This is a genomic window from Aeromonas sp. SG16 (genome assembly GCF_024436135.1).
GTDB lineage: Bacteria > Pseudomonadota > Gammaproteobacteria > Enterobacterales > Aeromonadaceae > Aeromonas > Aeromonas jandaei.
The window spans coordinates 233,934-257,354 of the sequence record NZ_JANFNW010000001.1 but is presented as its reverse complement, the minus strand read 5'-3'; the positions used below and the strand labels follow the sequence as shown (position 1 = coordinate 257,354).

The window sequence follows — 23,421 nt, the reverse complement described above, 5'->3', positions numbered from 1 at the left end:
CGGCGTCTTATTTATCACGGACAAAAATCCGTGGCTTACCGTTACAGATGTTGCTGGATGATGGGATACAACTCCTCAACTTTGCGGGCAATATGATCGGGCTTGTGCTCCCACAGCTCCGGAGTTGAGTGGCTATAGGCGACAGCAACAGAGATAACCCGTGCGGTGTCGCCAAGCTCGGCTTGCAGATTGCGAGCAAACTGCACATCCGCCTCATGATCGCCGATATAGAGCAGTGATGCGCTCTGTATAGTCCCCAAAATAGACTCCAGGCATTTGATGCCACCCAAGGGGTGCGGCTTTTGCTGCTGCGCGGGGACATCATCGTAACCCACCACAGCCTTGAACTGTCCGTTCACGCCATGCTGCTCCAGCACCCGGCGGATATTTTTCTGGGAATTTTGCGAACAGATCCCGTGAGGAACCTCAGAAAAGTGGCCTATCACAGCCTCCAGCCCGGCAAAGAAATGCACTTCTGTTTGGTTAATCTCCTGATGCTTTGCCCAGAGCGAACCGGCCTGCAGCATCTCGGTCTGTGACAGACCGTAGAAGTCGACATAGAGGGCCTGCCAATTTTTGGCAGCATGGTTGGCATAGTGATAGTCGGCTTCACTGCGCAAATAGCGGGGTAGATTGTCGCCGGTCAGATGAGGCGCCACCTCGGCCAGAATATTTTTGGTGATGTCGATATTCTTGGGCACCGAATTGACCAGGGTGCCATCGTAATCCCACAAAATTGCGTCCAACTTCATTCTTAGCCCTTTTACAGCGTTACATCACATGATGCCATGTTACTTGGCCAGAGCGTTCACGCCAAACCATGGCGCCAATAACAGGGGAGCAAGTGCTGCTGCAGTAGCACAATTTTTTAATGTGTAAAGACACAATAATGAGGCTCTCTGTCATACTCAGATGAAGCATTCCGTTACTCAACACCGGAGCCTGATCATGGCCAGCAGCGCGCTTCACACCATAGATACCGAAGTAGAGTTGACCGACAACATCCAGCTGGTATCGACCACGGACCTCAAAGGGGACATCACCTACGCCAACCCGGCGTTTTGCCAGGTGGCAGGGTACCGCCTCGAAGAGATGATCGGCCAGCACCACAATCTGGTCCGCCACCCGGACATGCCCAAAGCGGCATTTGCCGATCTCTGGGCCCATCTGCAGGCTGGGAAACCATGGCGCGGGCTGGTCAAGAATCGCTGCAAGGATGGCCGTTACTACTGGGTTGACGCCTATGTCACCCCTATCTATGAGGGGGGCCAGATCTCGGGTTACCAGTCGGTTCGCTGTCGTCCCGCCCCGGAACACAAGGCTCGGGCCGATAAAATGTACAAGGTACTCAGGGCTCGCGAAAGCGGCTCCGCCATCCGTTTTGGCCAGAACCTGCTGACGCCGACCATGTTCAGCATTCCGCTGCTTCTGGTTTGCGCCGCCATGGCTCTCTGGCTACTCCCCCCCATCCAGGCCTTGCTGGTCATCGCTCCTCTGCTGGCCGTGCTCTGGCTAAACCGCCACCCGCTCTTTCTGACACCAAGATACCTGCAGCGGCTCGAGCAGGATTACGACAGCATCAGCCGTCTCATCTTCTCGGGTGATGCCCCCCATAGCATCGCCGATTTCCATATCAAACTCGGGCAAGCTAGGATCCGTACCGTGCTCGGCCGGGTTGACGATGCAACGGGCTCGCTCAACAGCATGGCCAACGATCTGCAAGGTTCAGCCTCGCTGGCCAGTAAAGATATCTCCTCGCAGGATACGCAGATCCAGCAGATAGCCACCGCCGTCACCCAGATGGCTTCGGCCGCCGAGGAGATCAACCGCAATATTCAGGACAGCAACCACCAGATCGAAGAGGCCCGCAGCCACTGCATCACCACCAGCACCCAGCTTTCGGAAGCGGGAGAAGAGATGTCGGCGCTGGCCACCCAAGCGGAGCAGGCATTCCAGTCAGCCGTCGAGCTGGCCAGCGAATCGGAGCGGATCGGCAGCATCATGACTGAAATTCGCGGCATTGCGGATCAGACCAACCTGCTGGCACTCAATGCATCCATCGAAGCGGCACGAGCGGGCGAACAGGGGCGCGGTTTTGCCGTAGTCGCCGATGAGGTGCGCAACCTGTCTACCCGTACCCACAAGGCTACCGAGCAGATCCAGAGCAGCATCGGCCACATCCAGCACACGCTGGGGGGATGGAAAGAGATGATGCACCTCAATGTGACTCGTACCAACGCCTGTCTTGCCACCACCCGGGCAAGTACCGGCAACCTGAATCAGGTCGTGGTCGAGATCGACAAGGTCTCGGATTTTTCCAACCAGATTTCCGCCGCGGCCACCCAACAGCAAGCTGTCATCGAAGAGATCAGCCGCAATATCAACCTGATCTCCTCGCTCTCCCACGATAACAGCCTCAAGATCGACAAGGTGAGCGAGACCAGCGCCAGCCTGCTGAACAAGGCAAGCCAGCTCAAAGATTTGAGTCGCACTTTCGGCTAGCGGCCAACCTTCCCATAGCAAACAGGGCCACCCGTTTGGGTGGCCCTGTTGTTTATTGGTTTACTCCAAACACGCCCTTACTTGGCGTAATCCTCGGTCGGGATACAGGCGCAGAACAGGTTGCGATCGCCGTAGACGTCGTCGATGCGGTTGACCGACGGCCACAGTTTGCTAGCGCGCACGGCCTCGGACGGGAAGACCGCCTCGGCGCGGCTGTAGCCACGATTCCACTCTGCATCCATCACATCATCCTGGGTGTGCGGTGCATTGACCAGCGGGTTGTCGGTGAGACTCCACTGCCCCTCCTGCACCTTGGCAATCTCGGCGCGGATGGACGTCATCGCCTCGACGAAGCGGTCCAGCTCGCGCTTGGATTCCGACTCGGTCGGTTCGACCATCAGGGTGCCCGCTACCGGGAAGCTCATGGTCGGCGCGTGGAAGCCGTAGTCCATCAGCCGCTTGGCTACGTCCATCTCGCTGATGCCGGAAGCCTCCTTGAGCGGGCGGATATCCAGGATGCACTCGTGAGCCACCCGGCCGTTGCGTCCGGAATAGAGCACCGGGAAGGATTCACCCAGCTTCTTGGCCAGATAGTTGGCGTTGAGGATGGCCACCTGAGTGGATCTCTTCAGTCCTTCGTCACCCAGCATGGCGATGTACATCCAGCTGATGGGCAGGATGCTGGCCGAACCGAACGGTGCAGCCGACACGGCGCCGTTGTTGCGGCTCTCCTTGTCGGTCTTGACTACGGCGTGACCGGCCACGAACGGTGCCAGATGTTTCTTCACGCCGATGGGGCCCATGCCCGGGCCGCCACCGCCATGAGGAATGGCGAAGGTCTTGTGCAGGTTGAGGTGAGAGACGTCCGCCCCGATAAAGCCCGGCGCCGTCAGCCCGACTTGCGCGTTCATGTTGGCGCCGTCCAGATAGACCTGACCACCGTGCTGGTGAACGATGTCGCACACCTCCTTGATGGTCTCCTCATACACCCCGTGGGTAGAGGGGTAGGTCACCATCAGGCAGGAGAGTTGATCCCCCGCCTCGGCCGCCTTGGCGCGCAGGTCGTCGAGATCCACGTTGCCCGACTTGTCACAGGCGGTGACGATCACCTTGAGCCCCGCCATCTGGGCAGAGGCCGGGTTGGTACCGTGGGCAGAAGCCGGAATGAGGCAGATGTCGCGATGCCCCTCGCCGCGGGATTCGTGGTACTTCTTGATGGCCAAGAGACCAGCGTACTCACCCTGCGCCCCGGAGTTGGGCTGCATGCAGACCGCATCGTAACCGGTCACCTTCACCAGCCAGTTTTCGAGGTCGGCCAGCAACAGCTGATAGCCCTTGGCCTGCGCCAGCGGGGCGAACGGGTGCAGCTTGCCGAACTCGGGCCAGGTCACCGGGATCATCTCGGCGGTGGCGTTGAGTTTCATGGTGCAGGAACCCAAGGAGATCATGGCGTAGTTGAGCGCCAGATCCTTGGCTTCGAGACGGTGGATATAACGCAGCATCTCGGTTTCGGAGTGGTACTTGTTGAACACCTCGTGGGTCAGCACGGCATCGGTGCGCAGCAGATCCTGCGGGATGGCGTGATGGGCCTGCGCCGCCTGGTCGAGGGCCTCGATATCCAAGCCGTGGCCTTGACCGAGGAACAGATCGAACAGCTCGGCCACATCAGCGCGGGTGGTGGTTTCAGAGAGTGACACCCCTACCGCACCGTCGAGATCCGCACGCAGGTTGATGCCCAGCCCCTCGGCCTTGGCGATCAGCTCAGATTTGCCAGCGGTCAGCACAGTGATCGTATCAAACCAGCTGGCATGCTTGAGGGCCACGCCCTTGGCCTTGAGGCCGAGCGCCAGAATGGTGGTGAGACGGTGCACGCGGGAGGCGATGGTTTTCAGCCCCACCGGGCCGTGGTAGACGGCGTAGAAGCTCGCCATGTTGGCCAGCAACACCTGTGCGGTACAGATGTTGGAGTTGGCCTTCTCGCGGCGGATATGCTGCTCGCGGGTCTGCATCGCCATACGCAGCGCGGCCTTGCCGCGGGCATCCTTGGAGACACCGATAATGCGACCCGGCATGGAACGTTTGTAGGCATCTCGGGTGGCGAAGAAGGCGGCATGTGGGCCACCGTAGCCCATGGGCACACCAAAGCGCTGGGCGGAGCCCAACACCACGTCGGCGCCCAGCTCACCCGGGGATTTGAGCAGCAGCAGGGAGAGCAAGTCGGCGCTGACGCAGGCCAGCCCTTTCTGGGCCTGTACGGCGGCAATCAGGGCGCGCAGATCTTTCACCTCACCGGTGGTGGTGGGGTATTGGAACAGGGCACCAAACACCCCTTCGCTCACTGCATCGCTCGCGGCGCCGACCGCCACGTCGAAACCGAAGTGAACCGCACGCTCCTTGACCACATCGATCACCTGCGGGTGCACATCATCGGCCACGAAGAAGAGGTTGGATTTGGACTTGGCCATCCGCTTGGCCAACGCCATCGCCTCGGCGGCGGCGGTCGCTTCATCCAGCAGGGAGGCACTCGCCAGATCCATGCCGGTGAGATCCAGCGTCAGCTGCTGGAAGTTGAGCAGGGCTTCGAGACGGCCCTGCGCCAGCTCGGGCTGGTACGGGGTGTAGGCGGTATACCAGCCCGGGTTTTCCAGCACGTTGCGCAAAATGACGTGGGGCACATGGGTATCGTGATAACCCATGCCGATATAGCTCTTGGCAATCTTGTTCTGGGTGGCATAGCCCCTGAGCTTGGCCAGCGCCTCCACTTCGGTCATGCCGGCACCGATGCCGAGCGGGCCCGGCAGGCGAATGGCGGCGGGCACGGTCTGGGCAATCAGATCGTCCAGACTCTCGGCCCCGACGGTCGCCAGCAGCTGGCGCAGCTCTTCCTCGCCCGGGCCGATATGGCGGCGGACAAAATCGTGTTTTTGTTCGAGTTCAAACAGTGACTGGGTCATTTCCCTGATTCCTGATAAATAGGTCCTGCTAATAAATCCTGTATAGACAGTGCTGATAGCCAGCCGTGCCGGCTTCACTCATGTTCGCTATGCCGCTGTCAGAACAAAGCGGCACCGGATGCTCGCGGGCATCCCGGGGGTCACCCTGTAAACAGACCTCAAGCCGAGCCTGAGGATCGAATATGGGCCACTTCACCCGCCTGCAGACCCGGGGCCTGCAGCCATACAAATGGGCCCCGCACTCGCAGGGCCCAACGGCATTACTCTTCGTCTACCACGTTCTGGTAGCCTTCGGCATCCAGCAGGTTGGCCAGCTCGCCTGCGTCGTCCAGCTTGATGCGATAGAGCCAGCCCGCGCCGTAGGGGTCGGAGTTGACCAGCTCGGGGCTCCCCTCCAGCTCTTCGTTGACGGCAATGATCTCGCCGCTCACCGGGCTGTAGATGTCGGAGGCAGCCTTGACCGACTCGGCCACGGCGCAGTCGTCACCGGCGCTCACCTGCTTGCCCACTTCCGGCAGCTCGACAAACACCATGTCACCCAGCAGCTCCTGGGCGTGCTCGGTGATGCCGACCACGGCCTCACCGTTGCCTTCGACACGGATCCACTCGTGGGAAGTGGCATATTTCAGTTCGCTCGGGATATGGCTCATCTCTGTTTCCTTTGATCTTTGAGTCGGGTTGAAACGCTCATTGCTAAATCGGGCAGGCGGACGCCTGCCCGCCTGCAAATGTAAGGGGGTTATGCCAGCTTCTGGCCGTTGCGCACGAAAGCAGGCTTGGTGACCTTCACGGTGATCAGCTTTTTGCGGATCTCCACCTCGGCCTGCTCGCCGATATCGCGGGGCACCCGCGCCAGCGCGATGCTGTAGCCGAGGGTGGGCGAGAAGGAGCCGGAGGTGATCACACCTTCCCGCTTCTCACCGTTTGCCGCGGTGAAGGTGACCGGCATGCCGGCACGCAGCACCCCTTTCTCCTCCATCACCAGCCCCACCAGCTTGGGCTGGTTGCCCGCCGCTTTCTGCGCTTCCAGCGCAGCGCGGCCGATAAAGTTGCGATCGCTCGGCTCCCAGGCGATGGTCCAGGCCATGTTGGCGGCCAGCGGAGAAATTGACTCGTCCATATCCTGACCATAGAGGTTCATGCCCGCTTCGAGGCGCAGGGTATCGCGGGCACCGAGACCACAGGGGGCGACGCCGTTATCCAGAAGAGCCTGCCACAGCTCGCAGGCTTTCTCTTGCGGCACCACGATTTCATAACCATCCTCACCGGTGTAACCGGTGGTGGCGATAAAGAGATCGCCAGCCTGCACGCCGAAGAAGGGTTTCATCCCCACCACGGCGGTGCGCTGGGCGGCGCTCAGCACGGTCGCTACCTTAAGCTTGGCGTTGGGCCCCTGCACCGCGATCATTGCAAGCTCGGGACGCTCGGTCACGGTGATATCAAAGTCGATGGCGTGATGGCGGATCCAGGCCAGGTCCTTCTCGCGGGTAGCAGAGTTGACTACCAGTCGGTAGAAGGTATCGGTCAGGTAATAAGTGATGAGGTCATCGATCACCCCGCCTTCCGGGTTGAGCATGCCGCTGTAGAGGGCCTTGCCGGAGACGGTGAGTTTGGCCACGTCGTTGGCCAGCAGGTGTCGCAGAAAGGCTTTGACCCGTTCGCCGGTCAAATCGACGATGGTCATGTGGGAAACATCGAACATGCCGGCATCGCTGCGCACCGCGTGGTGCTCTTCCAGCTGGGAGCCGTAGTTGATGGGCATCTCCCAACCATGGAAGTCCACCATCTTGGCGCCGGCTTCCAGGTGTTTGGGATGCAGTACTGTAGTCTGGATCATCGCATTCTTTCCTTAGCAAAAAGCCTTTTCGCTTCAGCGACAGCCCTTGCGATCCGCATCTTCACCCCGGCAGCGCTGCGCCGCAGCGGGAACACTATCGGATCACAGGGTGTGGCTCGCTCCTGCCCTTGCCAGGCAAGAGGGATTCCTTGAACGGAGCGGATTATATGACAAGCCGTCGAGCGTGCCGCTCAAAAAAAACTAATCCCCTCCCCGTAAACTGACTCAAGACACTAAGATAAATGGCGCGATAAAAATAGCCTCAAGCGGCCATAGCCGAGATTAAATTTTGATTTTTACCGTTTCGTCACAATTTGCAGAAAAACGTTTCGCCACACACCAAAATTAAAGGCTGATGCCCAAAATGGGGCATCAGCCTTGTCGGATTACTTTTGTTGCCAAAAGCGGCCAGTAATATTAGTTTTTTTCACCTTTTAGCCGGGTAGGTGCAGGCGTAACAGACGCCACAATCCCGTCAAGACGGGCCAGTGCCGGCAGTTCACCCTCCAACCCCATGGCCGCACGGATCACTCCCTCCTTGAACGGAGTCAGCAGGTTGGCCGCGCGCAATCCCACGCCCCGCACCAGCTTCTTGAGCGGGTTGGCACCGCTGAACAGCCGCTTGAGCCCCTCCATCGCCGCCAGCATGCGAGCCGCCTCGCTCTTGCGCCAACGCTCGTAGCTGCGCAGGTTGGCAAGCAGGCCGATATCTTCGCCCGTGGCATGGTTTTGCAAGATCTGCTCGGCCAGCGCGGCCGCATCCAGCAGGCCGAGGTTGACCCCCTGCCCTGCCAGCGGGTGGATGGTGTGGGCGGCATCACCCACCAGCACCAGCCGCTCGCGGGCAAAATCGCGGGCATAGCGGGCGGTGAGCGGAATCGCGCTGCGCGGCCCTTCCACCTTGCACAGACCGAGGCGGGCATCGAAGGCGGTGGTGAGCTGGCGGTTGAACTGTTCGTCATCACAGGCGCAGAGCGCCTCGGCGCGGGCCGCAGGTAGCGACCAGACGATGGAGCAGAGGTTCTCCTGCCACAGCGGCAAAAAGGCGAGCGGGCCATCCGGGGTGAAGATCTGGCGGGCCACCGCCTCATGGGGTTCGGCACAGCGTACCGTTGCTACCAGCGCGTGGTGGCCGTAATCCCAGCTGGTGAGCGGAATATCGGCCTGACGGCGCACCCAGGAGTGGGCACCATCGGCAGCCACCACCAGCTTGGCCGAGATGGCCTGACCATCTTCAAGGAGCAGCAGGGCGCCCGCCGGGCCGCTCTGCAGATTCTTGGCTCTGGCGGGGGTCAGCAGCTGGATATTGCTGGCACCTTCAATGGCTTCGAGCAGTGCCAACTGGATCACCCGGTTCTCGACAATATGGCCGAGGTTGGCCTGACGCAGGCTGGCGGCATCGAAGTCGATATGGCCGAAACTGTCCTGCTCCCACACCGCCATCTTGTCGTAGGCCTGCAGGCGGCGCGCTTCAATACCGTCCCAGGCGCCAACATGGCGCAGGATCTGCTGGCTGGCCAGGCTCAGGGCGCTGACCCGATTGTCGGCCACCTCCCCCAGCTGCGGGTCGGGCAGTTGTCCCTCCACCACCAGCACCTTGAGGGCGCTATGTTTCAAGGCCGCAGCGAGCCCCAGCCCCACCATGCCGCCACCGACAATCACCACATCCACATTTTGCATCTGCATCTGCATCATCTCATCCTTTCATGGCTGGCCATCGGCCAGCAGAGGGAGGCGCATGGCCTCCCCTCGTGCAACTGTTGAACTCTTTGCTGGGCTCTTTGTTGAACTCTTGCGATTTATTGCCGCCGATTATTGCTACAGAGATCGGCAACGAACCCCAGAGTTCGTGCAGCGAGCGGCGCCTTGAGACACGGCAGGCGCCCCATCAGGGAGAGCGCCAGATTGCGCCCGGCCACCAGCGGATCGTGGCTGTTGGAGAAGAGCTGAGCCAGCGAGGAGGTGAGCCAGACGGTCTGCTCCTGATCGCGCTGACGCAGCTGCCAGTAACCGCTCAGCACCTTGAAGCTGCCGATATCCTCGCCCTCTGCCAGCGCCTTGGCCACCGCCCCGGTAAGCAGGTCGAGATCCCGCATCCCGAGGTTGAAACCCTGCCCGGCAATGGGGTGCAGGGCATGCGCTGCATTGCCCACCAGCACGGTACGTTGGGCCAGCGGGTAGTCACAGGCGGTCAGGATCAGCGGGTAGACGTTGCGCACGCCACATCGCTCGAAGCGACCGAGCCGCCAGCCAAAGGCCTGCTGCAAGCGGCCAAGGAAGGCGGCATCATCGAGCGCCATCAGCTCATCCACCTCGTCCCGTCTGACACTCCACACCAGCGAAGAGAGGCCGTCCTGCATCGGCAGCAGCGCCAGCGGCCCGCTCTCGGTAAAACGTTCGAATGCACGGCCCGCCGGATCCTGCTGCGTTTTAACGGTGGCGATGATGGCGCTCTGCTCATAGTCGTGACGGCTCACCGGCAGCGTTAACTGCTGGCGCACGAAGGAGTTGCCCCCGTCCGCCGCCACCAGCAGTCGGGTATCAATCTGCTCACCGCTCTCGAGGGTGAGAGTCACCCCCTCCTCCCGCGGTGCTACCTCGCGCAATTTGGCCGGACAGATCACCTTGATGTGCGAAATAGCGGCCATCGCCCGCTGCAACTCACTGCCCGCCGCCGCCAACTCGATCACCTGACCGAGCGCAGGCAGCCCGTACTCCGCCGCCGAGAGGCGAGTCTGACCGCTGTGGCCGCGATCCGAGACATGGATATGGGTAATGGGGGCACAATGGGGAGCAAACAGGGGCCAGAGTCCGCGCCGCTCAAGGGCTTCGCAGGTACCGGCCGAGAGCGCAATGGCGCGCGCATCAAAACCGGGGTGAGCAGGGGTTGCGGATGGTTGCGGCTCGGGGGCACTCGCCTCCAGCAGCAGGATATCGAGGGGCGAGCCGTCCGGCTTGCGCAGGGCCGCCAGCGAGAGGGCCAGCACGGCACCACTCATTCCACCACCGACCAGCGTCACATCGACCTGTCGCACATCAGATTGGGGCATAAGCAGAGAGGGAGAAGTGAAAAACGTGGCCTCATGCTACCACAAAGGCGACCGGCGGATGTGCGCTTGAGGGCAAAAAAGCGGTTATGGCTCACAGGGTTAGCCAGAATATGGCCGACAAAAAGAGCGCCTGTTGGCGCTCTTGCAAAAGGAGGCAGGCTTGCCTACACACCCAATCAGTGCAGGGTCGGCGGCGCGCTCGGGGTATCGGGGCGCTTGCCAAACTCTTCGAAGGCCATCATCACCCCCAGCTTGACGTGTTCGTAGAGCACCAGGAAGGAGGCTTCGTTCTCGTCATCTTCCTGATCGAACTCGGCAGAGACCTGAGTGATGCTGGCGATATCCTGGATCATCTCCTGCAGCTCTTCCGACGCACGCGACAGCTCCTGCTGCACCACGCCGAAACCGGCCAGAAACGCCTGGGACCAGTCCACCAGCGCATCGATCCGCTCATCGAGGGGAGCATCATCGCTTGGCAGCAACAACTCCACCCCTTTTTGGGCCATCAGACTCTCGACCACATTGTGATAAAGATCGGTCATCACCTGGCGCACCGGGGCCGGCAGACCGAAACCGTCGTTCACCAAATCGTTGAAATGGGGGACCCAGCTCTTCTCATCCAGTGCCACACCACCACACACCAGACCGCAGATCACACCATGGGCCTCGACTGCACTGGCCATCAGCTCATGCTGCTCCATGATGTCGGCCACAGCCGCATATTTAAGGGGGTTTGTTTTGCTCATAGAGGATCCGCTCAAAGTTCAGGCAAATTTGCAGAATTAATGGTCAGGATCCTAGCATTCTCCCTCTTCCAGAGCCAGCAAGGCCTTGAAACTTATGTATCTGCGCTATATAGTCCCGCCCAGTTGTCCACGTGGATAAAGGCGGAAATCAGCTCCGCCGTATTGAGGAAGGCATGAGCACAGAGGCCGTAGAAATCGTCATTTTGGGACGTCCCTACAAGGTATCCTGTCCCCTGGGACAGCAGGATGCCCTGCGCCAGGCCGCCGACCAGCTGACCGATAAACTGATCGACCTGCGTCAACGCTCCAAAGTCTCCAGCAACGAGCAATTGGCGGTCATGGCGGCGCTTAATTTCTGCCATGAGCTCTGTCTTGAAAAAGAGAAGAACCACCAATACTCTGAGACCATGGACAAGCGGATCAAGATGCTGCAGCGCACCATCGAAGCGGCCTTGATCGAACACGGTCAATATGGCGATTCCAGCGAAGAGGGGCAGCAGCCCTAATCGCAAACTGTTTTGAAATACCCTGGGGTGTTTGTCAGCCGGTTCAAGTCCCCGAGCCGATATTCATACCAAACAGGGGTTCTGCCTTCTGGCTATTGCGCATGCTCGGCACGACCGAGAAGCCTGCGGTCAGATCCGAACCCCGCCTTGAACCGACGGTTCAAGGGCCCAAACCGGCAACGGCATCTCCGGGGTTCCAACTGCAAAAAGCCCGTCACTGATGTGACGGGCTTTTTCTTTTCCTGCCTGTCCACGCAACCAGCCAACCCCCTGCCCCGCACACCAGAAAAATGCCCCGGATGAACAGTTCATCCGGGGCATCACGGCATTCAAAGTGCAGACGGTGAGCGCAGCCAGCCGCGTTAGTCCGTTTATTTGACCAGCAACAGGTTCTCTGGCTGGCGGGAGGCGGTCACCAGCACCGGAATGGACTTGGAGGTGGGGGTAAACGAGCCGGCGCCGATACTGTCGATGGGCACCAGCGGGTTGGTCTCCGGGTAATAAGCCGCGATGTTGCCACGCGGGATCTCGTAGATCACCACTACAAAACCGGTCACGCTACGCTCGCGCCCATCGTTGCAGATGGCTGCCATGTCGACCCGCTCCCCTTCGGCAAAGCCAAGCTGACGGGCATCCGCCTCGTTCATGAACACCACGTTGCGCTGGCCCTTGATGCCGCGATAGCGGTCATCCATACCGTAGATAGTAGTGTTGTACTGATCGTGAGAGCGCAGGCTCTGCAGCAGCAGTACCGGCTGATCAACCATCTGCTCGGCATGGCGGGTACACTCTGGCAACACAGAGTGCGGCAGGGTACTGGCACGAAACTCAGCGCTGCCACTGGCGGTATTCCAGGTCAGCAGCGCCGCGGAGTTATCGAGATGAAAACCGCACGGCTGCTGGATGCGGGCATTGAAATCGGCAAAGCCGGCGATGGTCTGCTCGATGAGATCGCGAATACGAGCATAGTCATCGCGCAGAGCCAGCCAGTCGACCCGCTCGCTGCCCACGGTAGCGTGAGCCATCCGCGCCACAATATCAGTCTCGGAGAGGCAGAGGGGCGACACCGGCTCTGCTGCACCGGTCGAGGCGTGCACCATGCTGAAGGTGTCCTCCACCGTGATCTTCTGGTTGCCCGTGCTCTGGATATCGAGCTCGGTACGACCGAGACAGGGCAGGATCAGCGCCGTCTTGCCCACCTGCAAGTGGCTGCGGTTGAGCTTGGTGCTGATCTGCACGTTGAGCTCGGCCTTTTTCATCGCCCCATAGGTGAAGTCGGTATCGGGCGCCGCTGCCGCCAGGTTGCCGCCCAGGCAGATAAGCACCTTGCTCTTGCCCTGGTCCAGCGCCTTGAGCGCTTCGTACACGTTGTGGCCACGGGCCCGCGGCAGGCTCACCTGCAGGTGACGCTCGAGCCGCTCGATAAAGGCGGCGGTGGGCTTTTCGTTGATACCCATGGTGCGGTTGCCCTGCACGTTGCTGTGACCCCGTACCGGACAGAGCCCAGCCCCCGGCTTGCCAATCTGGCCGCGCATCAGGTGCAGGTTGACGATTTCACGGATGGTATCGACCGAGTGCAGATGCTGGGTCACCCCCATGGCCCAGCAGCTGATGATGCGCTGGCTGGCGGCAAAGACCCGGGCAGCCTGCACGATGTCGGCGCGGGTCAGGCCGGATTGCTGCTCGATCGCCGCCCAGTCGGTGGCACGCACCTGCGCCTCGTACTCGGCAAAGTGGCGGGTGTGGCGGGCGATAAAGTCGCGATCCACCGCCTCTGGCGCCTCTTCCAGGATGTACTTGGCCATGCCGCGGATGGCGGCCATGTCGCCACCCAGTTTCGGCGTCAGGTATTGGTGGCTGATGGTGGTGGCCGCCGGGGTCAGCAGCTCGAGCGGGCTCTGCGGGCTGGCAAAGCGCTCCAGCGCCACCTCTTTCAAGTTGTTGAAGCTGACGATCTTGCAGCCGCCGCGCGCTGCCTGACGCAGGGCATTCATCATGCGCGGGTGGTTGGTACCCGGATTCTGACCATAGACGAACACCGCATCGGCCTGGTCGAAGTCATCCAGCACCACAGTCCCCTTGCCGATGCCGACCGACTGGATCAGCGCTACCCCGCTCGCCTCGTGGCACATGTTGGAGCAGTCGGGGAAGTTGTTGGTGCCAAACAGGCGACCAAACAGCTGATAGAGGTAGGAAGCTTCGTTGCTGGCACGCCCCGAGGTGTAGAACTCCACCTCGTCCGGGCTATTCAGCCCCTTGAGAGTGCCGGCAATCAGGGTGAAGGCATCGTCCCAGCTTACCGGCTCATAGTGATCGGTCGCCGGGTTGTAGCGCATCGGCTCGGTCAGCCGCCCCTGATACTCGAGCCAGTAGTCGCTCTGGGTGGCCAGCTGGCGCACCGAATGGGCCGCGAAAAACTCGGCCCCCACCGTCTTGCCGGTAGACTCCCATGCCACCGCCTTGGCGCCGTTTTCACAAAACTGGAAGGTACCGTGGTCGTTGTCACCCCAGGCACAACCCGGGCAGTCGAAACCGTCGGTCTGGTTGACCCGCAGCAGGTTCTTGATGTTCTGACGGGTCTTCTGGCTGCGCAGCACCTGTTTCATGGTGGATTGCAGGGACGAAAAACCGCCGGCTTTGGCGGGCTTTTCAATATGACTCATGGCACTCTCCGATGGGATCCGCCGGGCGATAGCTCGAATAGCTGACCGGGGCATCAAACTTGGGAATATGAACGACGTTGAGGTTGTATTTGAGGGCAAGCCTGACCGCCAGCTGGCTGGGCGATGCCAGGCAGATAAGATGACGGGCACCAAAGCGGACGCCTTTTTGCACCAACTCGCTACCGCAGCGGCTGGTCACCACCAGGGTGTCGCACGCACTTTGCTGACGCAGCAGCAGGCCGATCAGCTTGTCGAGGGCATTGTGGCGCCCGATATCTTCCCGGCAGTGGAGGATCCGCCCCTCGGCATCCAGCGCCAGCGCTGCATGCAGGGCGCCGTGCTGCTGACCCTTGAGCTGCCACTGGGCGATCTGCGCACGCAGCCCCGCCAGCCAGGCCCCATCCAGCGGCGGCGTCAGCGGCAGCACCGACAGTGCGGGCAACGCCTGCTCTACCGCCGCTGCGCCGCAGATACCGCAGCCGGTCACCCCGGTCAGCCGGCGCTTGTGCTCGGTCAGAGCGGCCAGGGAGCGGTTGGCGATGGTCACATCCAGCACAATACCCTGTTCGGCTGGCGCGACCTGGATGTCGTGAACTTCGTGGTTATGCCGGATGATCCCCTCACCAAACAGAAAGCCGACGGCAAAGTCGTCGAGATCGTCTGGGGTCGCCATCATCACCGCGTGGTTGATGCCATTGATGTTGATGGCTACGGCTACCTCTTCCACCAGATGATCCAGTGACAGCAAGTTGGCGGGGGTTACGACGGGAGAATGGGCAGGCATGCAGGTTGGCCTAAAAATGCAAACTGCATTCAAGTTTAGAGAGGCGACTGACGCAAAACCAATGAAATAAATCTATATCCTGATAGAGTTGTTCTATCGAAGATGTTTTTTCAATTGATTAATTCTTCAATAGCCGGTTCCACTGCCTCCACTACAACCAGATGAATATCAAGCAACTTCACTACTTTCACGAGCTAGCCAAACACCGGCATTTTGCCAAAGCGGCCAAAGCCTGCCACATCACCCAGCCCACCCTCTCGGCCAGCATTACCGCGCTGGAAAAGAGTGTCGGCACCGATCTGGTGGTACGCACCAGCCAGTTTGTCGCCCTGACCGAGGCTGGCGAGCTGGTACGCCAGTATGCCGAACGGATGTTGCTGGAGCAGGAGGCGCTCAAGCAGGAGCTGGCCCTGTTTCAGGGCGAGCTATCCGGTACCCTGCGCATCGGCATCGTGCCCCAGTCCAATCTCGACATCATGCCGTTTATCGCCCGTTGCAAGCAGCGCTATCCCGATATCGTCATTCGCCTGTCGGTGCTCAGCAACGAAGCCCTGCTATCACAGCTGGAGCTGCATCAGTGCGATATCGGACTGGGATTTGATGAACCGGTTGGCGGAGCTGGCCGGCGCGCCTTTCATGTCTACCCGCAAGGCGCCAATCAGATGGCGGTGCTGATGAACCGTGACGAAGCGGATCAGTACCCGCGCAACGGCGACATTGCGCTTGCTGAACTGCAGCAACAGCCGTTGGTGCTGCCCAGCCGCACCATGCAATTTCGTCAGTATCTGGATCGCGCCGCCGAGCAGGGGGGAACCTCGCTCAACGTGGTACTGGAGACCGACTCGCTGTTCCATCTGGTCAGCGCCGTACGCCACCGGCTGGGCTGGGCCATCGTCAGCGCCGGCCTCGCCCGCTCTGCCAGCAAACTCTCGGATCTCGTTTGCCTGCCACTCGCTCCGCTGAAGAATATCGGCCATACCGCCTTTTTGACCCGCCAGCAGAGCATCACCCCCGCCATGCGCGCCTTTCTTGAACTGGTGGCAGAAGGTGAACCGGCAAACGAGCCTTGACGCAGGCCGAGCAGTAGACCGCATTAGGTTCTGGCAAAGAAAAAGCCCGCCAGAAGGCGGGCTTTCAGAGAGCAAGCGCGGGCATCAAATCGCCATCTGCTCGTGCGGCGAGCCGTGGTGGCGCAGCCAGACAAAACTCAGCGCCACGATCAGCACCATCAGGGTCATGATGGCACCCAAAGTCACCTGACCGGTCATCGGGAAACCGGCCGCCAGCAGGGTCACCACACCGGCCCCCAGATTCTGCATCCCGCCGAGAATGGCCCCCGCGGTGCCGGCTTGACCCGGGAAGGGCTCGATGGCACAGGAAGTGGCGGTCGGGTAGAGAATGCCGCTACCGATGAAGTAGACGGCCGCACCACCGACCAGCGAGGCGGCACTCACCACCCCGAACAGCCCCGGCACCAGAATGATGAGGGAGCCGAGCGCCAGAAAGGCGATGCCAAGACGCATCAGTTTGCCCTGAGTCAAACGAAAGCTCAGCTTGGCAGAGAGCCAGGCCCCGAACAGATAGCCGGGCAGCGGCAGCACGAACAGCACGCTCACGGTACGGGCGCTCAGTTTCAGCACATCGCCGAGCAGCACACCGGCCGCCGCTTCAAATACCGCGAGTCCCGCAAAGGTCGCCATCAGGCAGAGCAGGTTGCCCTGAAACTTGGGGTTGCCCAGCACATGGCGATAGGCAGCACCGACGCGCAGTGGCTGACGGGCAGCAGCAGGCAGCGTCTCACCAAACCAGGCCATGATCGCCAGAGTGGCTACGGCACCAAAACCGAACAGGAACCAGTAACCGGCACGCCAGTTGAACAGCTCGGTCAGCCAGCCACCCAGCACCGGTGCCAGCAGCGGGGAGAAGATCACCCCCATGCTCACCAGACTGTTGGCGCGGTTGAGCTCGGCACCGTTGTAGCGATCGCGCATCACGGTACGGCTCATGGCGCCACCGGCACCGGTACCCAGCCCCTGAATAAAGCTGCCCACCAGCAGGGCAGCAAAATGGGGGATGACCTGAATGATCAGGGTGCCTACCAGAAACACCATCATGCCGACGATCAGCACCGGACGACGACCGATGCGATCCGACAGCGGCCCGTAGACAAACTGGGAGAGGCCATAGGGGATCAGGTAACAGGCCATCACCGCCTGCAACTGGCCCGAGGCCACATTGAAGTCCCCCGCCATCATGGGAATGGAGGGGACATAGAGGGTCTGGGTCATCTGGCCCACAGCGACCATCAGAATGGTCAGTAAAAACAACGGATAAAAACTGTGCCGATCCATATCAGTCCCAAAAAATCGAAAAAATGCTGCCGCCCTCTGGCACAAAATGTGCCCAGAGGAATCTGATCACAGAGGCTGTGATGCAATCAAAAACAGTGTTGGAAACAGTAGGCGGGGAGCCCGCCAGACCACCGCACAGGACGCTTGGTGGTATGGGGGCATCATAGTGATTCAGCTCACAGAAAACGAACGAATCTTTATAATCGGCTTGCCTTAGTTTTTCTAATATTACGGGGCAATACGCCCCGTCTGCGGTTCAAAATCAACGTGTTACCATCTGTTGTGCCTGCTTGATCAGCTCATCCGGCTGCTCTTTGCGCGGCGGTATGGTGATCCCCTTCTGGCAGGCAGGCTTCTCGGCCATCCGATCCATCCAGGCTTGCAGATGGGGTAACCCTTCGATGGCGATGCCGCTCCAGTCATAAATCCGCACCCAGGGCCAGGTGGCGATATCGGCGATGCTGTACTCGTCCGCCAGATATTCGTGATGAGCCAGATGGCTGTCGAGCACCTCGAACAGGCGGCGCCCCTCCTTCTGATAGCGTTCGATCGCGGCGGGGATCTTCTCGGGGAAGTAGCGATAGAAGACGTTGGCCTGTCCCATCATGGGCCCTACCCCGCCCATCTGGAACATCAACCACTGAATGGCCTGAGAGCGGCGTTTGGGATCCGCCGGCAACAGTTTGCCCGTTTTCTCCGCCAGATAGATAAGGATGGCGCCCGACTCGAATACGGCGAAATCGCCGTTATCCCGATCGATGATGGCCGGAATGCGGCCGTTGGGGTTGATGGCCAAAAATTCCGGCTTCTTCTGATCCAGTGCCGAGAGATCGAGAGGAATGACCCGATAGGGCAGTCCCAGCTCTTCCAGTGCAATGGCCACCTTGAAGCCATTGGGGGTTGCGGCGGTATAAAAGTCGATCATCCTTCACTCCTTCCTTGCTGATTTGATCACACGAAAAACAGAACATCCTGATGCCCGCGATTTCACCAGATATGGTTTTACCATAAAGAGTACGGCGCACTATCTGCCAGTGATGACAGATAGTGCGCCGCTTGCATAGCTTGCCGGGGAAATCAGTTCAAGACGACGGCCGACTTGCGCTGACGCAGCAGGATAAGACGAGAGAGCAGCGGGAAGTAGGATTCCAGCTTGCGCAGCAGCACCCGGCTACACGAGGGGTCTGCCAGCTCAGACTCCTCCAGCACGATGCCGTTGGAGACAAAGTAGAAACGGGGGTCACGCACATCGGGGCCGCAGATGGTGAGATCCTTGTCCCCCTTTCGGATCAACAGCGGCAGTACCGGCAATCCGATGGCATCGTCTTCGCCACGGATAAACCCGGCATCCTGCCAGGGGGTATCGCCATCGATCAGCAGGATCGCCGCTTCGGCCTTGGCCGGTTGCCACTCGGTCAGTGGCGTCACGCTGATGTGGGCAAAATGGTCACCATACTCGGGTGATGACCGCAAAATGGCCAGCAGACCTTCACTGGCGCCTGACACGTTTTGACTCACTAATGACAAATTCATGGCTCATATCCCTATGCTCATGGCAGCCAGTATCCGGCTGCTGCCATAAGACTAGCGCAGATTAGGGCTATATTGGAGCCGTCAGATCTGGCAGTCGCAATCAATTGGTCGTAGGGGGATAACAGTTGCCATCGCACAAAATACTGGTATCATACCGCGTCCTTTTATCCCCCGTTCTTTAACATCCAGTGGTGAACCTATGCATCCGATGCTGAATATCGCCGTGCGCGCTGCGCGCAACGCCGGTCAAGTTGTAGTAAAAGCCTTCTCCCAGCCCGAGAACATTGAGGCTATCCAAAAAGGCAGCAATGACTTCGTGACCAACGTTGACCGTGAAGCTGAAGCGGCCATCATTCACACCATCAAAAAATCTTACCCGGAACACAGCATCGTCGCTGAAGAGTCTGGTGAGATTGCCGGTACCAATCCGGACTACCAATGGATCATTGACCCACTGGATGGCACGACCAACCTGGTCAAAGGCATTCCGCACTTTGCCGTCTCCATCGCCCTGCGCGTCAAGGGCAAGACTGAACAAGCCGTTGTTTACGATCCGATCCGTGACGAGCTGTTCACTGCTACCCGTGGTAGCGGCGCCCAGCTGAACGGCTACCGCATTCGTGTCGGCAAGGCCAAAGAGCTGGCTGGCACCGTGCTGGCGACCGGCTTCCCGTTCAAGCAGAAGCATCACATCGAGCCTTACCTGAAGATGTTCCAGAGCATGTTCATCGAATGTGCCGACATCCGTCGCTCCGGCTCTGCCGCACTGGATCTGGCCTACGTGGCTGCCGGTCGTGTCGACGGTTTCTGGGAAATCGGCCTGAAACCCTGGGACACCGCTGCCGGTGAGCTGCTGGCAAAAGAAGCTGGCGCCATCGTCACCGACTTCGTTGGTGGCCACAACTACGAAAACTCCGGCAACATCGTGGTTGCCAACCCGCGCGTCCTGAAAGAGATGCTGGGCAAGATCCGCGAAGATCTGCCGGAGTCTCTGGCCAAATAAGCCAGCCTTCGAGCAGACAGATAAAAAAACCGGCGCAAGCCGGTTTTTTTATTGCTGCGATATCCCCTGACAGGGTCACCGCAGCACACAGTTTATGCTCTCCTCCCCCGCAGCTCACCCCACTCCCATCCCCGAAAAAGTTCGTAGCCCTTCTCTCGTTAGCAAATACGCCTTAACCAACCTTCTTGAATATCACCGCACACAGGCCGGGATAAACACCTGGCCTCCTGTTTGCCCTGATCTTCATCCTCTTGCGAAGACCCCCAACCATCAGGCCGAGTAACAATCGCCAGATAAAAAAACACCCGGCACATGGCCGGGTATCGTGAGGGCATGCAAAGCGCCCCGACTTTTTATGCATGAAGAGGCCGGCGTACGCCAGCCCCTTTATCAGGCGAGGCGGAAACGACCGATGGTCTGCTTCAGACCCACCGCCAGCTGGCTCAGCTCCAGACAGGCACGGGCAGTATGATCGGCGCCCAGAGCCACCTCGTTGGCGGACTCGTTGATCCGCTCGACGTTGCGGCCCAGCTCGTCGGAGACCGCATCCTGCTCGCCGCAGGCGCTGGCAATCTGGATCGCCATGTCGGCAATCTGGGCGACCGCCTCTTCAATCTGCTGGATGCCGTTGCTGGTCTGCTCGCTCTGATCCACACACTGGCGGATCATCTCGCAGCTCTGGCCAGTCACCTCTTTGGCCTGATTGGCGCGCGCCTGCAGGGTTTCGATGATGGCCACGATCTCGCCGGTCGAGGCCTGGGTACGGCCCGCCAGGGTGCGCACCTCGTCGGCCACCACGGCAAAGCCACGGCCTTGCTCGCCGGCGCGGGCGGCTTCGATGGCCGCATTGAGGGCCAGCAGATTGGTCTGCTCGGCGATGCCACGGATCACATCCACCACCACGTTGATTTGGGCAGATTCACGCTCCAGCTCGGTCACCAGCGTACCGGCCTGCTCGATCTCCTCGGCAACCCGGGTGATAGCCACCAGCGAGCGCTGCACATCCTGATTGCCGCTGCGGGCCAGCGCATTGGCAGAGCTGGCAGAGCTGGAGGCGGTTTCGGTATTGCCAGCCACATCGGCCACAGTGGCCTTCATCTGGGTCATCGCGGTCGCCACCAGCGAGATCTCCTGCTGCTGGCTCTGAATGCCCTTGGCGGACTGCTCGGAGACGGCGCTCACCTCCTCGATGGCAGTGCCAAGCTGGGTGACAGCAGCCACTACCTCTTCAATCAGACCACGCAGGTTGTCCTGCATCTTGAGAGAAGCTTTGGCCAGCATGCCCAGCTCGTCGCGGCCGATGTGCTGACGCTCCAGCTGATGGGTCAGATCGCCGGCGGCAATGGCATTGGCCTGAGCCACCACGGCTTGCAGCGGCAGGCAGATCTGGCGGGTCAGGAACCAGGTCATCACCACCATGAACACCAGCAGGGCACCGATGCTCACCATGGCGAAGGTGGTCACCATGCTGACGCTGCCAAGCAGGCTGCCACGGTTCTCTTTGACGAAACCGAGGTTCACCTGGATCAGCGAGTTGACCGCCTGCTCCAGCGCCCCGAAGAGCGGGTTGGAGGCAAACAGCTGGGTTTTGGCCTGATCATGCTGACCCTGCACCAGCAGCATATCAAACTCGTTTACCGAACGTTGATAAGTCAGCCACTGTTGTTTGGCTTGGTTAAACACCTGGCGCTCGTTGTCGGCCCCTACGGTCGCCTCGTAGGCACGAAATGCCTCGTCAACCTTGCGAATATTCTCCTGAATGCGGCCACGACGGGCCTGCAAGTCGGCGGCATCATCCACCATCAGCAGGGCAAACTGGGCCCGACGTACATAAGAGACGTCGTAGAGCAGGGTTTCGACCGAAAGCACGCTCGGTAAAGTGGAGTCGGTAAAATTCAGCACCCGATCGCGCACGCCGCGCAATTCACTGGAGAGAAAAACACCGAAGACAACGTTGACTGCGGCAATGACCGCAAAAACCACGGCAATCTTTTTGCCGATGGAGAGATTCTTGTAAAACATGATTGGCTGTTGATCCTCAACTGCTGACAAGCAGGTAAACAGTAGCGATCACATCCGTATGAGCTGATCCCGGCCATTCCTGACGGGAGATGGAAGGTTGCGAAAGCGGGGGAAGGACGATTTCGCGAGGCGCGCACTCTATCACAATATCGCCTAATCCTTCACCAGATTTCACCAAATGAATGCAAGCTGATTTCCTTCACAACCTGACATTCATCACAAAATATTTATAGCGACCAAATCATTTCAAATAGTTAACCGATAAATGCAATCGAGGCAGTGGCATGGACAAGGGGCCATCAACTCGTTGTAATGACCAACATAATCCGATGGCGGAGCGCCATCCCCCCTTCGTTGTAATCATTTGCTGTAACAAGAGGCCCTGTTTATGGATAACAGCTCGTATCTGCCCGCTTCAACCTGGTCTGCCCAGCTGCGTGAACAACTGCAGGCGCGGCCACTTACCGCCCTCGGTCTCTTTATCGCGCTGGCTGCCGTCTTGTTGCTGCTGTTGCAGAGTCTCATCATGCTCGCTACCGGCGAGGTGACCAGCGGCGTGCGCTACGGCCTCATCGGTGGTGCCGCCGGGTTTGCCGCCACCGCCATCGGCGCCCTGCCCGCCCTGTTTCTGCGCTCGGTACCGCAAAAGGTTGAGGACACCATGCTGGGCTTTGCCGCCGGTATGATGCTGGCGGCCAGTGCCTTCTCCCTGCTGCTGCCGGGGCTGGAGGCCGCCGAGGGGATTACCGGCAACGGCTTTAGCGCCGCCGCCGTGGTGGTGGTCGGCATGACCCTCGGGGTGCTGTTGATGCTGGGACTGGATCAGTTTACCCCGCACGAGCATGACAAAACCGGCCCCTGCGGCCCCGGCCACGAGAGCTGCTCCCGGGTCTGGCTGTTCGTCTTTGCCATCGCCCTGCACAACCTGCCGGAGGGGATGGCCATCGGGGTGAGCTTCTCGCAGGGGGATATGTCGGTGGGGCTGCCGCTCACCACTGCCATCGCACTGCAGGATATTCCGGAAGGATTGGCGGTGGCGCTGGCCATGTGCGCCGCCGGTTTTCGCCCCTCGGTGGCGGTGCTGGTTGCCATCGCCAGCGGCCTGCTCGAACCGGTTGGCGCCCTGCTCGGGGTCGGGCTCTCCAGCGGCCTTGCCATCGCCTACCCCATCGGACTTGGGCTCGCCGCCGGCGCCATGCTGTTTGTGGTCTCGCACGAGGTGATCCCGGAGACCCACCGCAACGGTCACCAGACCTATGCAACCCTCGGCCTGATGGCGGGCTTTGCCCTGATGATGACCCTCGATACCGCGCTCGGCTAAAGGCCCTCGTCCCGCCTCATCAATGCTTTTTGTCACCCGCGGCGCTCCCATATGGAGCGCCGCGCTTCATCTCTCCTTTCGCTTGTGCCTCTCGGCGCCGACGCCATCTTTTGTTATGATCTACAGCAACTTAAATTCAGCCACACGGC

General features: G+C 60.1%; 18 protein-coding genes and 1 other RNA gene. 6 read left to right on the top strand and 13 right to left on the bottom strand.

Translation table 11 applies throughout. The features are described 5' to 3' along the window. Nucleotides 1–41: 41 nt before the first annotated feature. Nucleotides 42–752, bottom strand: a complete 711-nt coding sequence (locus tag NOM67_RS01255; protein ID WP_255933215.1) for an HAD family hydrolase — start codon at nt 750–752, stop codon at nt 42–44. Nucleotides 753–948: 196 nt separating this feature from the next. Between NOM67_RS01255 and NOM67_RS01250 the strand changes: the two genes are divergently transcribed. Beyond that, nucleotides 949–2,502: a PAS domain-containing methyl-accepting chemotaxis protein gene (locus NOM67_RS01250; RefSeq protein ID WP_255933214.1), complete on the top strand. Its 1,554-nt coding sequence runs from the start codon at nt 949–951 to the stop codon at nt 2,500–2,502. Between the two features lie 77 nt (nt 2,503–2,579). Here the strand turns inward: NOM67_RS01250 and gcvP are convergent, their stop codons facing one another. The 6 genes from gcvP to NOM67_RS01220 all read right to left on the bottom strand — a co-directional run bounded on the left by gcvP (nt 2,580) and on the right by NOM67_RS01220 (nt 11,089). Beyond that, complete coding sequence (gene gcvP, locus NOM67_RS01245) at nt 2,580–5,456, bottom strand: aminomethyl-transferring glycine dehydrogenase (RefSeq protein WP_255933213.1); 2,877 nt, start codon at nt 5,454–5,456, stop codon at nt 2,580–2,582. Between the two features lie 260 nt (nt 5,457–5,716). Beyond that, entirely contained in the window at nt 5,717–6,106 is a 390-nt protein-coding gene (gene gcvH / locus NOM67_RS01240) for a glycine cleavage system protein GcvH (protein ID WP_033116021.1), read from the bottom strand. 89 nt (nt 6,107–6,195) lie between these two features. Beyond that, a complete protein-coding gene (gene gcvT / locus NOM67_RS01235) occupies nt 6,196–7,293 on the bottom strand; it encodes a glycine cleavage system aminomethyltransferase GcvT (protein ID WP_255933212.1) in 1,098 nt (365 codons plus the stop codon). A 417-nt stretch (nt 7,294–7,710) separates the two neighbouring features. Next, on the bottom strand, nt 7,711–8,979 hold the full coding sequence (locus tag NOM67_RS01230) for an FAD-dependent 2-octaprenylphenol hydroxylase (protein ID WP_255935089.1): 1,269 nt from the start codon (nt 8,977–8,979) through the stop codon (nt 7,711–7,713). Nucleotides 8,980–9,092: 113 nt separating this feature from the next. Then, nucleotides 9,093–10,343: a 2-octaprenyl-6-methoxyphenyl hydroxylase gene (gene ubiH, locus NOM67_RS01225; protein ID WP_255933211.1), complete on the bottom strand. Its 1,251-nt coding sequence runs from the start codon at nt 10,341–10,343 to the stop codon at nt 9,093–9,095. A 176-nt stretch (nt 10,344–10,519) separates the two neighbouring features. Further along, complete coding sequence (locus NOM67_RS01220; RefSeq protein ID WP_033116025.1) at nt 10,520–11,089, bottom strand: UPF0149 family protein; 570 nt, start codon at nt 11,087–11,089, stop codon at nt 10,520–10,522. A gap of 173 nt (nt 11,090–11,262) precedes the next feature. Here NOM67_RS01220 and zapA point away from each other — a divergent pair, with 173 nt between their 5' ends. Continuing rightward, on the top strand, nt 11,263–11,595 hold the full coding sequence (gene zapA / locus NOM67_RS01215; RefSeq protein ID WP_033116026.1) for a cell division protein ZapA: 333 nt from the start codon (nt 11,263–11,265) through the stop codon (nt 11,593–11,595). A gap of 16 nt (nt 11,596–11,611) precedes the next feature. Next, nucleotides 11,612–11,794: non-coding RNA, 6S RNA (gene ssrS / locus NOM67_RS01210), on the top strand. Nucleotides 11,795–11,966: 172 nt separating this feature from the next. On the opposite strand, the gene NOM67_RS01205 is transcribed toward ssrS, so the two are convergent. Both NOM67_RS01205 and fdhD read right to left on the bottom strand, forming a co-directional pair. Beyond that, on the bottom strand, nt 11,967–14,258 hold the full coding sequence (locus tag NOM67_RS01205) for an FdhF/YdeP family oxidoreductase (protein ID WP_255933210.1): 2,292 nt from the start codon (nt 14,256–14,258) through the stop codon (nt 11,967–11,969). Then, on the bottom strand, nt 14,245–15,042 hold the full coding sequence (fdhD, locus tag NOM67_RS01200; RefSeq protein WP_255933209.1) for a formate dehydrogenase accessory sulfurtransferase FdhD: 798 nt from the start codon (nt 15,040–15,042) through the stop codon (nt 14,245–14,247). The genes NOM67_RS01205 and fdhD overlap by 14 nt, the downstream gene beginning before the upstream one ends. A 161-nt stretch (nt 15,043–15,203) precedes the next feature. Between fdhD and NOM67_RS01195 the strand changes: the two genes are divergently transcribed. Then, nucleotides 15,204–16,112, top strand: a complete 909-nt coding sequence (locus NOM67_RS01195; protein WP_255933208.1) for a LysR family transcriptional regulator — start codon at nt 15,204–15,206, stop codon at nt 16,110–16,112. 84 nt (nt 16,113–16,196) lie between these two features. On the opposite strand, the gene emrD is transcribed toward NOM67_RS01195, so the two are convergent. The 3 genes from emrD to NOM67_RS01180 all read right to left on the bottom strand — a co-directional run bounded on the left by emrD (nt 16,197) and on the right by NOM67_RS01180 (nt 18,926). Then, nucleotides 16,197–17,393 (bottom strand): multidrug efflux MFS transporter EmrD, encoded by a 1,197-nt coding sequence (gene emrD, locus NOM67_RS01190; RefSeq protein WP_005333920.1) that lies wholly within the window; start codon nt 17,391–17,393, stop codon nt 16,197–16,199. 262 nt (nt 17,394–17,655) lie between these two features. After that, a complete protein-coding gene (locus NOM67_RS01185; protein ID WP_255933207.1) occupies nt 17,656–18,318 on the bottom strand; it encodes a glutathione S-transferase family protein in 663 nt (220 codons plus the stop codon). 152 nt (nt 18,319–18,470) lie between these two features. Then, nucleotides 18,471–18,926, bottom strand: a complete 456-nt coding sequence (locus NOM67_RS01180; RefSeq protein WP_042030005.1) for a hypothetical protein — start codon at nt 18,924–18,926, stop codon at nt 18,471–18,473. A 199-nt stretch (nt 18,927–19,125) separates the two neighbouring features. On the opposite strand from NOM67_RS01180, the gene suhB reads away from it, so the two are divergent. Then, nucleotides 19,126–19,929 (top strand): inositol-1-monophosphatase, encoded by an 804-nt coding sequence (gene suhB / locus NOM67_RS01175; protein ID WP_162516794.1) that lies wholly within the window; start codon nt 19,126–19,128, stop codon nt 19,927–19,929. A 390-nt stretch (nt 19,930–20,319) separates the two neighbouring features. Here suhB and NOM67_RS01170 read toward each other — a convergent pair whose 3' ends face one another. Then, nucleotides 20,320–21,951 carry a methyl-accepting chemotaxis protein gene (locus NOM67_RS01170; RefSeq protein ID WP_033116033.1) on the bottom strand — a complete coding sequence of 544 codons (1,632 nt, stop codon included), beginning with the start codon at nt 21,949–21,951 and terminating at the stop codon, nt 20,320–20,322. A gap of 388 nt (nt 21,952–22,339) precedes the next feature. Here NOM67_RS01170 and NOM67_RS01165 point away from each other — a divergent pair, with 388 nt between their 5' ends. Next, on the top strand, nt 22,340–23,272 hold the full coding sequence (locus tag NOM67_RS01165; RefSeq protein WP_019446013.1) for a ZIP family metal transporter: 933 nt from the start codon (nt 22,340–22,342) through the stop codon (nt 23,270–23,272). Nucleotides 23,273–23,421 lie beyond the last annotated feature (149 nt).

Bases quoted from the DNA above. Each gene is read 5' to 3' on its own strand.
- NOM67_RS01255 (WP_255933215.1), bottom strand. From the start codon at position 752: ATGAAGTTGGACGCAATTTTGTGGGATTACGATGGCACCCTGGTCAAT.
- NOM67_RS01250 (WP_255933214.1), top strand. From the start codon at position 949: ATGGCCAGCAGCGCGCTTCACACCATAGATACCGAAGTAGAGTTGACC.
- gcvP (WP_255933213.1), bottom strand. From the start codon at position 5,456: ATGACCCAGTCACTGTTTGAACTCGAACAAAAACACGATTTTGTCCGC.
- gcvH (WP_033116021.1), bottom strand. From the start codon at position 6,106: ATGAGCCATATCCCGAGCGAACTGAAATATGCCACTTCCCACGAGTGG.
- gcvT (WP_255933212.1), bottom strand. From the start codon at position 7,293: ATGATCCAGACTACAGTACTGCATCCCAAACACCTGGAAGCCGGCGCC.
- NOM67_RS01230 (WP_255935089.1), bottom strand. From the start codon at position 8,979: ATGCAGATGCAAAATGTGGATGTGGTGATTGTCGGTGGCGGCATGGTG.
- ubiH (WP_255933211.1), bottom strand. From the start codon at position 10,343: ATGCCCCAATCTGATGTGCGACAGGTCGATGTGACGCTGGTCGGTGGT.
- NOM67_RS01220 (WP_033116025.1), bottom strand. From the start codon at position 11,089: ATGAGCAAAACAAACCCCCTTAAATATGCGGCTGTGGCCGACATCATG.
- zapA (WP_033116026.1), top strand. From the start codon at position 11,263: ATGAGCACAGAGGCCGTAGAAATCGTCATTTTGGGACGTCCCTACAAG.
- NOM67_RS01205 (WP_255933210.1), bottom strand. From the start codon at position 14,258: ATGAGTCATATTGAAAAGCCCGCCAAAGCCGGCGGTTTTTCGTCCCTG.
- fdhD (WP_255933209.1), bottom strand. From the start codon at position 15,042: ATGCCTGCCCATTCTCCCGTCGTAACCCCCGCCAACTTGCTGTCACTG.
- NOM67_RS01195 (WP_255933208.1), top strand. From the start codon at position 15,204: ATGAATATCAAGCAACTTCACTACTTTCACGAGCTAGCCAAACACCGG.
- emrD (WP_005333920.1), bottom strand. From the start codon at position 17,393: ATGGATCGGCACAGTTTTTATCCGTTGTTTTTACTGACCATTCTGATG.
- NOM67_RS01185 (WP_255933207.1), bottom strand. From the start codon at position 18,318: ATGATCGACTTTTATACCGCCGCAACCCCCAATGGCTTCAAGGTGGCC.
- NOM67_RS01180 (WP_042030005.1), bottom strand. From the start codon at position 18,926: ATGAATTTGTCATTAGTGAGTCAAAACGTGTCAGGCGCCAGTGAAGGT.
- suhB (WP_162516794.1), top strand. From the start codon at position 19,126: ATGCATCCGATGCTGAATATCGCCGTGCGCGCTGCGCGCAACGCCGGT.
- NOM67_RS01170 (WP_033116033.1), bottom strand. From the start codon at position 21,951: ATGTTTTACAAGAATCTCTCCATCGGCAAAAAGATTGCCGTGGTTTTT.
- NOM67_RS01165 (WP_019446013.1), top strand. From the start codon at position 22,340: ATGGATAACAGCTCGTATCTGCCCGCTTCAACCTGGTCTGCCCAGCTG.